Source organism: Verrucomicrobiia bacterium (assembly GCA_019694135.1).
Lineage (GTDB): Bacteria > Verrucomicrobiota > Verrucomicrobiia > JADLBR01 > JAIBCM01 > JAIBCM01.
The window spans coordinates 1-13,595 of the sequence record JAIBCM010000006.1; the positions used below are offsets into that span (position 1 = coordinate 1).

At 40.4% G+C, this 13,595-nt stretch carries 19 protein-coding genes; 10 read left to right on the forward strand and 9 right to left on the reverse strand.

Translation table 11 applies throughout. From position 1 onward, the window contains the following. Positions 1–108: 108 nt before the first annotated feature. Positions 109–870 (forward strand): imidazole glycerol phosphate synthase subunit HisF, encoded by a 762-nt coding sequence (gene hisF, locus K1X66_08680; protein MBX7158443.1) that lies wholly within the window; start codon positions 109–111, stop codon positions 868–870. Positions 871–993: 123 nt separating this feature from the next. Continuing rightward, positions 994–1,491, forward strand: coding sequence for a hypothetical protein (locus K1X66_08685; GenBank protein ID MBX7158444.1), 498 nt, complete (start codon positions 994–996; stop codon positions 1,489–1,491). Positions 1,492–1,502: 11 nt separating this feature from the next. Here the strand turns inward: K1X66_08685 and K1X66_08690 are convergent, their stop codons facing one another. Beyond that, a complete protein-coding gene (locus tag K1X66_08690) occupies positions 1,503–2,075 on the reverse strand; it encodes a DNA-3-methyladenine glycosylase I (protein ID MBX7158445.1) in 573 nt (190 codons plus the stop codon). A gap of 17 nt (positions 2,076–2,092) precedes the next feature. Further along, positions 2,093–2,782, reverse strand: coding sequence for a hypothetical protein (locus K1X66_08695; protein ID MBX7158446.1), 690 nt, complete (start codon positions 2,780–2,782; stop codon positions 2,093–2,095). 62 nt (positions 2,783–2,844) lie between these two features. Between K1X66_08695 and K1X66_08700 the strand changes: the two genes are divergently transcribed. Both K1X66_08700 and K1X66_08705 read left to right on the forward strand, forming a co-directional pair. Beyond that, complete coding sequence (locus K1X66_08700; GenBank protein MBX7158447.1) at positions 2,845–3,045, forward strand: hypothetical protein; 201 nt, start codon at positions 2,845–2,847, stop codon at positions 3,043–3,045. Beyond that, the gene (locus tag K1X66_08705; protein ID MBX7158448.1) at positions 3,042–3,314 is read left to right on the forward strand and encodes a hypothetical protein; all 273 of its coding nucleotides are present in this window, start codon (positions 3,042–3,044) and stop codon (positions 3,312–3,314) included. The genes K1X66_08700 and K1X66_08705 overlap by 4 nt, the downstream gene beginning before the upstream one ends. Here K1X66_08705 and K1X66_08710 read toward each other — a convergent pair. The 3 genes from K1X66_08710 to K1X66_08720 all read right to left on the reverse strand — a co-directional run bounded on the left by K1X66_08710 (position 3,311) and on the right by K1X66_08720 (position 4,087). Further along, positions 3,311–3,619 carry a hypothetical protein gene (locus K1X66_08710; protein MBX7158449.1) on the reverse strand — a complete coding sequence of 103 codons (309 nt, stop codon included), beginning with the start codon at positions 3,617–3,619 and terminating at the stop codon, positions 3,311–3,313. The two genes, K1X66_08705 and K1X66_08710, sit on opposite strands and share 4 nt — an antisense overlap. A gap of 66 nt (positions 3,620–3,685) precedes the next feature. After that, a complete protein-coding gene (locus tag K1X66_08715; protein MBX7158450.1) occupies positions 3,686–3,868 on the reverse strand; it encodes a hypothetical protein in 183 nt (60 codons plus the stop codon). 42 nt (positions 3,869–3,910) lie between these two features. Further along, positions 3,911–4,087, reverse strand: a complete 177-nt coding sequence (locus tag K1X66_08720) for a hypothetical protein (protein MBX7158451.1) — start codon at positions 4,085–4,087, stop codon at positions 3,911–3,913. Between the two features lie 132 nt (positions 4,088–4,219). On the opposite strand from K1X66_08720, the gene K1X66_08725 reads away from it, so the two are divergent. The 6 genes from K1X66_08725 (at position 4,220) to K1X66_08750 (ending at position 9,835) form a co-directional block, all read left to right on the forward strand. Continuing rightward, positions 4,220–6,055, forward strand: a complete 1,836-nt coding sequence (locus tag K1X66_08725; GenBank protein ID MBX7158452.1) for a sulfurtransferase — start codon at positions 4,220–4,222, stop codon at positions 6,053–6,055. Between the two features lie 40 nt (positions 6,056–6,095). Continuing rightward, a complete protein-coding gene (locus K1X66_08730) occupies positions 6,096–6,488 on the forward strand; it encodes a hypothetical protein (protein ID MBX7158453.1) in 393 nt (130 codons plus the stop codon). Between the two features lie 63 nt (positions 6,489–6,551). Beyond that, positions 6,552–8,000: a glycosyltransferase family 39 protein gene (locus tag K1X66_08735; GenBank protein MBX7158454.1), complete on the forward strand. Its 1,449-nt coding sequence runs from the start codon at positions 6,552–6,554 to the stop codon at positions 7,998–8,000. Between the two features lie 3 nt (positions 8,001–8,003). Beyond that, positions 8,004–9,194, forward strand: a complete 1,191-nt coding sequence (locus K1X66_08740; GenBank protein ID MBX7158455.1) for a glycosyltransferase family 4 protein — start codon at positions 8,004–8,006, stop codon at positions 9,192–9,194. A 214-nt stretch (positions 9,195–9,408) separates the two neighbouring features. Next, positions 9,409–9,606, forward strand: a complete 198-nt coding sequence (locus K1X66_08745) for a hypothetical protein (protein ID MBX7158456.1) — start codon at positions 9,409–9,411, stop codon at positions 9,604–9,606. Continuing rightward, positions 9,581–9,835: a type II toxin-antitoxin system RelE/ParE family toxin gene (locus K1X66_08750; protein MBX7158457.1), complete on the forward strand. Its 255-nt coding sequence runs from the start codon at positions 9,581–9,583 to the stop codon at positions 9,833–9,835. Before K1X66_08745 ends, K1X66_08750 begins: the two co-directional genes overlap by 26 nt. Before the next feature lie 11 nt (positions 9,836–9,846). Here the strand turns inward: K1X66_08750 and K1X66_08755 are convergent, their stop codons facing one another. The 4 genes from K1X66_08755 to pstA are packed head-to-tail and all read right to left on the reverse strand — an operon-like array spanning position 9,847 to position 13,594. Beyond that, positions 9,847–10,998: a glycosyltransferase gene (locus K1X66_08755; GenBank protein MBX7158458.1), complete on the reverse strand. Its 1,152-nt coding sequence runs from the start codon at positions 10,996–10,998 to the stop codon at positions 9,847–9,849. Positions 10,999–11,018: 20 nt separating this feature from the next. Then, positions 11,019–11,699: a phosphate signaling complex protein PhoU gene (gene phoU, locus K1X66_08760; protein ID MBX7158459.1), complete on the reverse strand. Its 681-nt coding sequence runs from the start codon at positions 11,697–11,699 to the stop codon at positions 11,019–11,021. A 23-nt stretch (positions 11,700–11,722) separates the two neighbouring features. Next, complete coding sequence (pstB, locus tag K1X66_08765) at positions 11,723–12,535, reverse strand: phosphate ABC transporter ATP-binding protein PstB (protein ID MBX7158460.1); 813 nt, start codon at positions 12,533–12,535, stop codon at positions 11,723–11,725. Between the two features lie 3 nt (positions 12,536–12,538). Further along, complete coding sequence (gene pstA, locus K1X66_08770; protein MBX7158461.1) at positions 12,539–13,594, reverse strand: phosphate ABC transporter permease PstA; 1,056 nt, start codon at positions 13,592–13,594, stop codon at positions 12,539–12,541. Position 13,595 lies beyond the last annotated feature (1 nt).

A 13,595-nucleotide genomic window follows, 5' to 3' on the forward strand; every position in this document is an offset into this window, starting at 1 on the left:
TGCCTTCTAAGCAGCGGGTCGATGGTTCGAATCCATCTGGGCGCGAACTAAATTAAGAATTATGAAATTTTACTTCTTAATTTATAATTCTTAATTCTTAATTGCTGTATGTTAACCAAACGAATCATTCCTTGTCTGGATGTTAACCAAGGACGTGTCGTAAAAGGAATTAAATTTCTGGAATTGCGCGATGCGGGCGATCCTGTCGAAACTGCCAAAAAATATAACGATCAAGGCGCTGATGAACTCGTTTTTCTCGACATTACCGCTTCGCACGAACAACGCAAAACTATCCTACATGTTGTGGAACGAACCGCCGAAAAAGTTTTTATGCCGCTAACGGTTGGCGGTGGCATTCGAACTTTGGACGATATTCACGCTTTACTCCAAGCCGGAGCGGATAAAGTGAGCATTAACACCACCGCCATTCAAAATCCGCATTTTATCCAACAAGCTGCTGAGCGTTTCGGCAGCCAATGCATCGTCTTAGCGATGGATGCAAAAAAAAATCCCAACAACAAAAGTTGGCAGGTTTATACTCATGGCGGTAGAAACGCCACAGGTTTAGACGCCGTTGCTTGGGCACAAAAAGGAGTTAATCTCGGAGCAGGCGAAATTTTATTAACCAGTATGGACGCCGACGGCACTAAAGAAGGTTATGATATTGCTTTAACTCGCGCTGTCTCCGAAGCGGTTCAGGTGCCCATCATTGCAAGCGGTGGTGCGGGCAAGCTAGAACATTTTTACGATGTGCTCTCTGAAGGCAAAGCCGACGCCGTTTTAGCGGCAAGCCTTTTTCATTTCGGCCAATTCACTATCAAACAAGTTAAAGAATATCTTAAAGAAAAAAGTTTGCCCATTCGGCTATAAAAATTATAGCGCATATTAATACCTCCGTGAATGAAATTTGTCATCACTATGTCGATCGTTTTTACAAAAAAATTACAATGAGCTCCTTGCTTCCAATAATCTCCAACATTAAATTAAAAGAACATGAAATCTATTCTCTTAAGCTTTTTTATGCTGGCCTTTGCTTTATCTCGCGCTCAAGAAACAAGCAAAGATATTATTCCAAATGAAGCTTCTTACCTGGAAGCTTATTACCTTGTTATCTTAGGCAATTATCGCGATTTTCATGAAGCCAATCGCCAGGCAAAAAATATGAGCAAAATTTCTCACACACCTTTTTCTCTAAGAAACCATATTTACGATGAAAAAAGAGGGCTCATTTTACCCGACAATGATCCCGATGAAAGTTACGCTGGTGATTACCTTTTACGCCGAGACAATCTCGATTACGAAACCCACCAAGAATATCTCTCCATCGAAAAATCCGAGGCTTATCCCGGGCTTGCCCAGAGTCACTACATCATACTTGCTGGCATCTACAAAGATCGAGCCGATGCCCAAAAAAGTTTAAAATATTATCAGCCCATTACCTCAAAAGCTTACATCAAAAAAACAAAAATTTACATGGGTTGCATTCATTAAATTTTCTTTCTTTATCGTTTTACTGACTTACGCCAACAATCCATCGTGTGATCATCCACCATCCCCACCGCCTGCATAAACGCATAACAAATCGTAGAACCTCGAAACTTAAAACCGCGCAAACCCATATCTTTGCTCATAGCATCCGAAATTGGGGAAGTGGACGGAATATTCTTTAGCATTTTCGGTTTATTAACAATCGTTTTACCACCAACAAAACCCCATACATATTTATCGAACGATCCAAACTCCTTTTGAATTTTCATAAAACGTTTCGCATTGTTAATGGCCGCTTCAATTTTGAGTCGATTCCGAATAATTCCCGCATCCTGCATCAAAGTTTTCACTTTATTTGCATTAAACTTCGCCACCTTCTTCACATCAAAATTCGCAAACGCCTTGCGAAAATTTTCCCGCTTCTTCAACACCGTTAACCAACTCAATCCCGCCTGAAAACTTTCCAACACCAAAAACTCAAACAACTTCTTATCCTCATGCACCGCCCTCCCCCACTCCTCATCATGATATTTCACATAAATCGGCTCTTTCAAACACCATTGGCAGCGAGGTTTGTTTTGGGACATGTTTTTAAAGAAAGTAATTAAGTGTTCTCATCAAGTTTTGATAAACAATCAATTAAAGGTTCCAAATCCAATACTAATCCTAAAGAAATAAGAACCTGTAAAGCGCTAAGCACACAAGAAGCCATGACTCCATTATCTTCCTTCTCAAAACACTTAAGATCACCAGTAGCTGCCCGAAATACCGCATGAGTGGTTTGACAATAGAAACGATAATAAGTTTCATAATATGGTAAAATTCCTGCAATCTTTGCCATTTCCCATATTTTTAACTCTTTCTCTTCTAAATTATGCTCAGGAAATAGTTCCTTATAATTTGACTTGAATTGATCCCATTCTTTTTTCTCATTCGCATCGTAATCGTCACCTTTTCTAATTGCTATAGGACGCAATAACTTGCTGTCTTCTAATCGTTCAGTATAAGCAATTCTAAAAAGTAATTCAGGTTTGTTTAAGACTGCCCGTAGTTTGAACATCATTTCAAGACATAGTCGAATAAGTTGTTGCGAAGCCTCAAACTTTCGGCTTTCTCTTAAAGAAATATATCCTTCTGTTATCTTATTAAGATAGGAAGCATTAAAAAAGTAAAAGGCATCTTTCAAGCCATTGCTTTCTTTTTTGCCTAAAGAGTTAATCGCATTATTAAGCTCTACATGCATATCGTAAAGGAGTGCAAATGACCTCTTTTCTAAATCGTTTACCATAGCCATTATTAAATAATTTTATCTTAATCCAATCTTGAATTCAACCATCACAAATGCTATTTTGGTTTATGAGCACAATCCAAGAACTCGAATCTGCTGTTACACGTTTATCGCCTACGCAATACAATGAATTTCGTCATTGGTTAAAGGAATATGATAATAAGCTGTGGGATAAAGAAATGAAGGAAGATGCAGAATCAGGACGGTTAGACGCTCTTGCCGCTGAAGCTTTGGACGATCTCAAAAAGGGACGTTGCACCGATTTGTGAATCACAAAGCCTCTCAAAAATTCTGGAAACATTATTACGAACTTTCAGAGGAAATTCAGAAGCTTGCAAACAAAGCATTCTCACTATTAAAAGAAAATTCACAGCATCCTTCCTTATATTTTAAAAAGCTTGGCAGCTTGGATTACTGGTCAGTTCGTATTAACGAAGATTATCGCGCTTTAGCTGTAAAACAGGGTGATACCTTTGCTTGGTTTTGGATCGGCCCACACGACCAATACAGTCGCAAAATCAGAAAAAATAAAAACTAATATTTATCCTTAATTTGATCGGGCGATTTTCCAAAAAGCCTTTGCAACCCAGCGCTCGCTTCTACACCATAAAACACCGCGCCCACCGGAACGCGCCCCTCCACCGCAGCCACAACCGCTCCTAAACCTGCTCCTCCAAATCCTCCGCACAACTCAATAATTTCCACCCCCTCATCGACTAGCTTCCTTGCTATCGCTGGTCCATGAGAAACATCAGTAACTCCCACACAAACCATTTCGCCAATGGTGTCGATACGTTGTTTTTCAGAAGGATTATCCAGAGTATAAATAAAACCCCATTTCATGGAATTATACTCCAAAATTCCATCATTTCATTCAAGCCAGAACTGCAACCATAAAATATCAGCAGGTTAATCCTTATCCCCCGCTTTATCGATTGACTCACCCACCTTTTCCATGGGTCCATCTTCATCGAAAGCGTCGTCAATCGATGCCCCCGCTTTTTCCATAGGCCCTTTTTTATGAGCGCATCCTGAAAAAGTAAGATTTCCTAAGACTAAAGCCGAAAAAAGATATAAAAGTATTTTTTTCATAATTTTTATTTTACCTGTTTTCTTTAATTAGTTTGATAATTATTAGTTACTTTCAACACTATCTATTGCACGCACTGATTTTTCCGCAGGCGCGACGTTTTCAAAGGAATCCTCATAAGTCGCACCTCCTTTATCTACAGCTTTTTCCCTATGTGCACATCCAGTAAAAGATAAACTGATCACAACAATAATAAAACAAATAGCAATAATATCTTTCATAGTTTTTCCTATTTCCTTTTAATGTTATGTTTAGTTTTAATTATTTATTTACAAAGTAAGCTGAAACTAAACACTGTCAAAAAACGGAGATTCGGACTTGTCAGTTTCGCTTGTTAAGGAATAGTTAATAAGATGCCCGTAATTACCAATATTGCTGCTTATCAATTCGCGACGCTGGCGGATTTGAAACCGTTGCGCGAACGTTTATTGGCGCAATGCAAAGCGTGGAAACTGAAAGGCACCATTTTACTTAGTCCAGAAGGCATTAACCTTTTTGTCGCTGGCGAAAAAATGCCGATTGAACAACTCCTAACTCTTTTGCGCGCCATTCCCGGCTTAGAAAAATTAACGCCAAAATATAGTGAGAGTGATCATCAACCTTTCACACGTATGCTCGTTCGCCTTAAAAAAGAAATCATCGCCTTTGGAGTCCAAAGCATCAATCCAGCACAACATACTTCCCCAAAACTTTCTGCTCAGACACTGAAACAATGGCTCGATGAAGGAAAACCGATCACCCTCCTCGACACCCGCAACGATTATGAAGTAAAATTGGGCACATTCAAAGGCGCGCGTTCTCTTGACCTTGATCATTTCAGAAATTTTCCTCAAGCGGTTCAAAAATCGCTCACCGATTTAAAAAATGATAAAGAACAAAAGCCTATTGTCATGTTTTGCACAGGTGGGATCCGTTGTGAAAAAGCAGGCGCTTTCATGGAACGCGAAGGCTTTTCCAATATTTATCAACTCGACGGCGGCATCTTAAAATATTTTGAAGAATGTGGCGGTGAACATTATGAAGGCGAATGTTTTGTCTTCGATCAACGCGTGGGCGTAGACCCCGCGCTGCGCGAAACTGAATCGATACAATGCTACGTTTGCCAAGCACCGCTTAATCCTAACGATCAAAAAGATGAACGTTTTATTCCTGGCAAATCGTGTCCTTATTGTTTTGCTGCAACTCAGGAACAAAAAACCAAAGTGCTTGCAAAACGTCATGAAGCCATTCGTCACGCAACTACACCTCTCCCTGGCAGCCAACCTTACGAAAATCATCGTCCACTCATGATTTCATCGGCTCATGATGGAAAAACACTTCTCGACTGCTATTGCGATATTTTCTCGCACATTTCGCGAGAAGAATGGTCGCAACGTTTTACAAAAAATCTTTTTCAAAATGAAAACGGCTATCTCGTCACCTCTAATCACGTAGTAAAAACAGGCGAAAAATATATCCAAATTTTCCCTGAAAATACAGAACCTGACATCAATCCCAACATCGAAATTCTTCATGAAGACGAAGCGATTCTGGTAATTAATAAACCTGCGCCTTTACCCGTTCATCCTAGCGGTCGCTTCAACCGCAACACGTTGCAATACATTTTGCATCAAGCTTACGCGCCACAAAAACCGCAACCCGCTCATCGCCTCGACGCCAACACAACTGGGCTTATCGTTTGCACGCGCACACGACATTTTGCCAAATTATTGCAGCCTCAATTCGAACGTGGCAAAGTGGAAAAAACTTATCTCGCGCGTGTTCAAGGCCAACCTGCTAAAGAATTTTTCATTTGCGAGGCGCCTATTAGCTTCGAACCGACTCAGCTTGGCGCCAGAATAATTGATGAATCACATGGTCTGCCCGCTCGCACTGAATTCAAGGTTCTGCAGCGCTTTCCAAACAAAACCACACTCATCGAAGTTAAGCCCATCACCGGTCGAACGAATCAGATTCGTCTACATCTGTGGCACATGGGTTTTCCCATTTGTGGCGATCCCACTTACCTTCCCAACCAAAAATTAGGCGAAATTCAAACTTTGACCATTAACGATCCTCCGCTCTGCCTCCATGCTTGGAAAATAAGTTTTAATCATCCACTCCATAACAACCGCGTTGTTTTCGAAACCCCACTACCTAATTGGCCCAGTCGAATTTCAAATTGCGTCATGGAAATAAATTTTCAATAATCAGAATTGTTTTTCTAAAAAATAAATTCATATTTTTCATATGAAATCTCGTCTTTTACTCTCACTTCTTCTATTATGTGGTTGCGCTTCCAATGGAGGAGGTCGTCACGGCTCCGATTCATCCATCGCTTGGGATTTACGTAAACCCACTCGTTACGCTCCGAATGGACAAGTTTTTCTCAATGTGAATGGCGAGAGCTACCAAATCATTTCTCGAGCCACGGCGCGCTATCGACAATTAGCGCCTCAGGAATTTCAGAGCTTTGATATTCCTTCCGATGCCATCACTGCCGTATCATCTTGGTATGCAAATGGGGGCGACATCCTTTTTGTCGTAGAAAAATCTCACCAACTTGAAGTGTTCCGTCGCGAAAAGAATAATCGCCCAAGCAATTATTATGTCTTAGAAAAAGTTTCCACAATTCCTCTTTAATCACTCCTTTATCCAAAAAATTAGCTGGGCATTTGTGAAGATTCTTTTCAAAAAGAGATCAGCATGAAAACGCTTCTTGCCAAACGCGTAGAGATAGCTCTTTGGATTCTATTCTTAGGATGCGCCCTAGCCGTGCGTTATTATTTGATTCATTTTTTTCCAGTTTATATTTGGTCTAAGGATTCGAGCTCGTATGTCGACACGGCTTTTCAATGGATTCACACTGGTGTTTGGGAAACCGATATTCGTCGCGGCCCTATTTACTCTCTTTTTATCGGATTAATTCTAAAAATAGCTCCCAACCTTTCCGCCATCATGATTGCGCAACATATCTTAGGCGCCATCGCGATTATTTTAGCTGTTGCCTTATTTTGCCGACTTTATCCAAGCGACACACGATGGATCATTCTTCTTTGCGGCGCAGCTTACGGACTCTACGAGTTGCCACTTTATTTAGAGCATCTCATTCGCAACGAAACATTATTACTTATTTTTGCTACTGGAGCATTAGGAGCTTGGGCTATGGCGCTTCATTCTACTCATCCTTCACGCTGGCTTTTAATAAGCGGATTAAGCGCCGGCTTACTCACACTTACAAAAAATATTTTTTTACCCTTTCCTTTTTTAGTCATCACCGTGTTATTTTATTTGCATTTTAAAAATAAACGCACTCTCGTATTGTCCACATTCGCCTTTATCGGCTCATTTCTATTGCCCTACCTCGCAGTTTACCTTCAACATTCCTCAGCTCCCGATAAAACCGAGCGTTCTTCTTATGCCGGAGTTCAATTCTACGGACGTGTTGCGCAATGGACTTATCTCGAAGGGGGTCTTTACCCTGAAATTAAAACTTTGATTCATGAACCGGTGGAAACTTATCGCAAATTTAAAAAGCCGGATAATAACGTGGTCATTAAAAAACTTATCGTGCCCGTGATCGAGGAGCATCTCAAAACCCAAGGAAAAGGTTTTTCAGAAGTCGATCGCATCTGTCGCAATCTCGCTTTTGAAGCGATTCGTAAAAATCCCGGACTCTTTACCAAACAAGTCTTGAACGATCTTTATAAACTGCATTTTCGTTGTGGCTACCAAAGTCGATTATTAAAAACGAACGATCTTCGTGATCTGATTGATGATATGGAACAAATTTCACGTCCAGATCCTATGATGCATTACAACACCGTCATGCAAACCTTGCACAATAAAGTGGAAGCTAACAATTTTTCTGGCTATTACCGTTTCATTAAAATGTCTTGGCTTTTTGAAATTTTTCCGCCTGCATTCCTTACCACGTTGTTGTTGCCGCTTTTGTTTTTTTTCGATCGAACACCCATGCGCCTTTTTTGGTTAACCGTTGCAGGCGTTTGGTTTTTTAATATTATCCTTCTTGCCACTGTGGGACGACCTCTCAATCGCTACTTCGTGCCCCTCGCCCCTCTTATGTTTTGGACGCTGACCGGTACCCTAATCTGGCTCTGGCAACAACGTTTTCGCTTTCAAAAATCAGTATGATTTATGAAACTTGCCTATCTTTTTGATCGATTCCCCTCTTTCACACGCACTTTTTGCTTAAGAGAAATCCAGGGACTTCAACATCATGGCGTTCATCCCATGATCTTTTCCTTACAAAACCCGAACGATGAACTCGTGCACGAGTCGATTGCTTCCGTCCATTATCTTCCCGAGACTCATGAAATTAAAAATCAATTCTTTCAAAAAGAAAATTTAAACAAAAAAAGAAAAAAGATTTTAAGAAATTGGGGAGAACGGGGAGACAAACAACGCATCTATGAAGCCGGTCATATCGGCCAAATACTAAAACAAAATCGCATTTCCCACATTCACGCGCATTTTGCGGGAACAGCGGCCCGAACCGCTTATTGGATCAAAAAACTTTACGGCATTCCTTTTAGCTTCACAGCTCATGCCAACGATTTTTTTTGTCATTCCGATTATCCCGTAACTTTAGACGATCTTTTTAAAACCGCCACGTTCATCGTCACAGTGAGCGACTTTAGCGTCAGCGAATTACAAAAACGCTTTCCTCAAGCCCGAAAAAAAATTCATCGCGTTTATAATGGCATTGATCTTCAGCATTTTCCCGTCACTCAACCGCAAAATAACCCTCCGCTATTTCTTTCTATTGGTCGGCTGATTGAAAAAAAGGGGTTTGAACCGCTCATCGAAGCCTGTGCTTTTTTAAAAGAAAAAGGATTAACATTTCGTTGTGAAGTCATCGGAGAAGGCCCTCTAGAGCAAATCCTCCAACAACAAATTAAAAAGCATCATCTTCAAAATGAAGTTCAATTATTAGGACCTCAATCGCAAAATTTTATTATCGATAAACTGCAAAAAAGTTATCTTTTTGTCTTACCTTGCGTCACAGAAAAAGATGGAGGAAAAGATAATTTACCCACCGTAATCGTGGAAGCTATGGCGTGTGGTTTACCAATTATTTCTACTCACTTAGCCGGCGTGCCAGAAATGGTAACGCACGAAAAAAATGGTTTATTAGTTGAAGAAAAAAATGTGCCTCAACTTGTCGCAGCACTAGAAACTTTATTAAAAAATCCCGAACAAGTCGCTCAATTTGGAAAAAAAAGTCGACAATTTACTGAAGAAAAATTTGCCCTCACCATCACCACGCAACAGCTAAAAAATCTTTTTCTTGGTTATCAATCTTGGTGGCGAAGATGGTTTAGCTAGCCATTCACACAGCCATTTATCTTTTTTTTCGGTAGTGGTATAGTTTGGGTAAACTATTTGTCGAACAATCCCGCCGCGGCGGGATTGTATAGGCGTAGCACAGCCTTCCAGGCTGTTACGGGCAAGATGTCCGTGCTACTTAATTACCCAAACTATACCACTACCTTCTTTTCGCCAAACTTGAATTTTCCACAAAAAAAGATACAGTAGAAATATGAGCGTTGTTGAAATTAAAAAAGCCATTGATGCCCTTTCTTTTGAAGAAAAAAAAATACTGCTCAATCACTTAGCCGAACAATTTGAAGATTTTTTAGATCTCAGGATTTCTCAAGAAGCGCTTGCTGAAGGTGATTTTACAAATTTTGAGGATTTAAAAAAGGAAATGGATGCCAAATTCTCTGGAACTCAGTAAGCGCGCCGCTCGTTTTATTCGAAAATTACGCGATAAAGTGCTTTATGAACGTCTTTTTGAAAAAATTGGAAAGCTAAAGGAAAATCCTTTTCCTACTGATTGCAAAAAAATTCAAGGCTCCGAAATGACTTATCGTATTAGAGTCGGTGATTATCGAATTCTTTACGTTGTGACAAACGATAAAATTATCATAACTGACATCGCTCATCGTCGAGAAATTTATCGTTAATTTTTATCAAATTATCCTTTAAGCGCTTCCTGATAAATTTCTTCTAAAATATTAATTTGAAGTTCTGGAGCAAAAATTGTTTTAATTTTTTCCGTTGCGGCTTGAGAAACACGGCGATAAGTCGTTTCATCTTGAGCAAGAGCCAGCAACTTTTCTGCTAATGCATCAGCATTTTTTTCGGGTAATAAATAACCGTCTTTTTCATTTTCTACAGCCTCGGGAATGCCTGCATGAGGTGTCGAAAAACAGACCAATCCTGTCGCCATGGCTTCTAGCAAAGAATTAGGAATGCCCTCAATATCATTTAAATTATTAGCCTCACTCGGATGAAGGAAAAAATGGCTTTGATAAAATAGCCTTCTTAAGGCTTCGCGATCTAAAAATCCGACAAAAAAAACTTTGCGCGTTAAACCCAAGCGCCAAACTTCTCGCTGAATCTCGCCGAGTTGCGGACCATCTCCAGCTATAGTAAAAGTAGCATTAGGATATTTTTTTACAAACTGAGCAAAAGCCCTTAGCGCCGTAAGCACTCCTTTTTTAGCAGTCAATCGACAAGCTTGGACCAAACCCCACGCGCCATCTTCAGGCCATTTTCTTTCCTGACGCGCAAAAAATTGCCAGGGCACGCTTGTTCGATTTAATCGAAGTTTTTCTGGCGGACATCCCAATTCTTTTAAAATCGGTATAAAACTTTCACAACGGGCAAGAATTAATTTCGCTTTATCAAACACTTCCGGCAACCAAACAATATCGCCCGGTCTTCTGACATAAGCCCCTAAATCTGCGCCATGAAAAGAAACCACCATGGGTTTTTTACAATGTTCAAAAATCGGAGCTAAACGTGTGGCCTCATGTCCAAAATAAATGTGTAATAAATCGGTATGAACTTGATCTAAAGCCTGCAACACGACTCGCCCCGTTCCCTTATAAATCACCTGCGGCTTTCGAAGCACATATTTCAACCAAGCGCGATTCCACCACTGCGAACGCGCTTCGGGTAAAACAAAAACTTCATCATGGGGAAAAGTTTCCGGATTGGATCGTTCTCGAGTCATTACCACGCTACGAAATTTTTTTAACCCAGAGACTTGATGATAAACATGCCACATCTCCGGTTTTAAAAAAGTGCCAACAAAACTGCTGACTGTTGGTTTATGACTCATAGCTAAACTTTTTTGATGAATTAAGATTTTTTATCAGATGGCGAATAAGCATAGGAGTGACGAATATCCACAGCTTTTTCTAAAAAGAAAACGCTTTCGACGAGATTTTTGCAGTGATCCGCAATGCGTTCAATATTTCGTCCCACTAACAATAAATTTAATGCCCGCGCCACATGATCGGGATCTTTCGCCATGGCTTCGATAGAACTTTGATAAAGCTCGCGATTCATTTCGTCGACCTGATCATCGCGACGGATGATACTGGACACTTTTTCTACATCATTTTCCACAAAACAACGAATGGCTTCACGCAACATTTCTAACGCAACATTGGACATGCAATGAATTTTTTCCAATGAACCGAGTTGCGATTCCTTGTTCAATTTTCGAGCCAATCGCGCGATATTCACCGATTGATCACCGATACGCTCCAAATCGCTCACAATTTTCGACGTGGCAATCATAAACCGCAAATCATGCGCCACGGGACTATAACGGGCAATACAAGAAACCACACTTTCATCGATGGAAACTTCAAGCTGATCCACCTTCGCATCCTCAGTTTCGACATGCACCACCAACTCATCACTTCTTTCAGTAAGTGCGCGCAAACTCATCATAACGCTTTGCTCCGTCAAGCGAGCCATGGTTAGCAAGCTTTCTTTGATTTCGTGAATTTCAGCATCAAGCGGACTTTTCATAATTTTTCATTTTTCTTAATCATTTAACCAAATCTACCCGTAATATAATCTTCTGTTTGCTTTTGAACAGGATTCGTAAAAATTTTTCCCGTAATATCAAATTCAATTAGCCGCCCCAGATAAAAAAAAGCTGTCCGATCTGAACAACGACTGGCTTGCTGCATATTATGCGTAACAATTACAATCGTATAATCTCGTTTTAATTCATGAATCAATTCTTCTACCTTAGCTGTCGCAATGGGATCTAACGCCGAACAAGGTTCATCCATAAGTATGACTTCGGGTTGTACAGCAATTGCTCGCGCAATACAGAGCCGTTGTTGCTGCCCGCCGGAAAGGCCTAATGCATTCTGATCTAAACGATCTTTAACCTCATTCCACAAAGCCGCGCTACGAAGACTTTTTTCCACTGCTTCATCAAGCACTTTTTTACTCCCCACTCCTGCAATTCGCAGCCCATATGCCACATTATCATAAATGGATTTTGGGAAAGGATTCGATTTTTGAAAAACCATTCCCACTCGTTTTCGCAGTTCAATCACATCCACTGAAGAATCATAAATATTAACTTCATGAATACAAATTTCACCACGTTTTAAATGTGCTTCATCAATCAAATCGTTCATGCGATTAAAACATCGCAAAAGCGTGGACTTTCCACAACCAGAAGGTCCAATAAATGCCGTCACTTCTTTCTCTGGAATCCTTAAAGAAACTTCATGCAAAACCTGATTAGAACCGTAATAAAAATCGACCTGGCGCACATCAATCAAAGCCACCGATGCCGAATTTTTCGTGGACTCTTTTTCTGAAAAGGACTGATTTACTTTTGCCATAATTTACCATCGAAAACGATTTCGCATTTTGATTCGTAGCACCACCGAAGTCAACGCAATGAACATAATGGCCAACAAAAAGACAAACACCGTGCCATACTGCACGCGTTCGGTGTATTCGTTTTGTGGCACTTTCGTGCTTAAAACATAAATATGATAAGGCAAGGCTTGCACCCCTTGAAAAAAGAAATCGCTCATTTTATTTAACCCTTGCCAAGGCAACTCACTGCGTACCAAGTAAGCTGCAGTGAACATGATCGGCGCGGTTTCTCCCGCCACGCGCGCAATTCCCAGAATGGAAGAAGTCAAAATGCCGGACAATGCATAAGGTAAAACACTTTTCCGAATCGTTTGCCAACGTGTTGCTCCCAAAGCTAATGAGCCTTCTCGAAAACCTCTCGGAACCGCACGCAAAGATTCTTCACTCGCCGTAATAATAATCGGCAACACCATAATAGCTAACGTAAAACAACCAGAAAGCAGCGAAAAATTCCATTTCAAAAAAATGACAAATAAACTAAACCCAAACAAACCGTAAATAATGGAAGGCACTCCTGCCAGATTACCAATCGCTACACGTATCCAATGAATCAAGCGACCCTGTTTACCAAATTCACTTAAATAAATTGCGCTAAAAATTCCTAAAACTAAAGCAATCAACATCGAACCCGAAACCAGCAAAACTGTTCCCACAATACAAGGAAAAATTCCACCTCCGGCGTAGGCGTGCACTTCCGAAGATAAAGCGATTCCTTGTTGTGCTAATTGCGCTTCATAATGCCGAAAAGCTACCTCGCCTAACTCGCGAGTTTCATGGGTCATGGGATCTTGAAACACATGCAAGGTTTCAGGAAATTGCGTTAAAAAATCAACATTCACATAAGGAAAGTGCGAGAGAAATAATGTTTTAGCTCCTTTAAAAAAAATGTTAGCAAAAATGACCACCGCACAAATTAAGATGAAATAAGTCATGGCCCGAAAAAAATTAAAACAAAAACTTTGCAACCCATGGGCATAGGAAGGCCGATGCTTAAAAGGGTTATGTTTTTTATTTTTCATT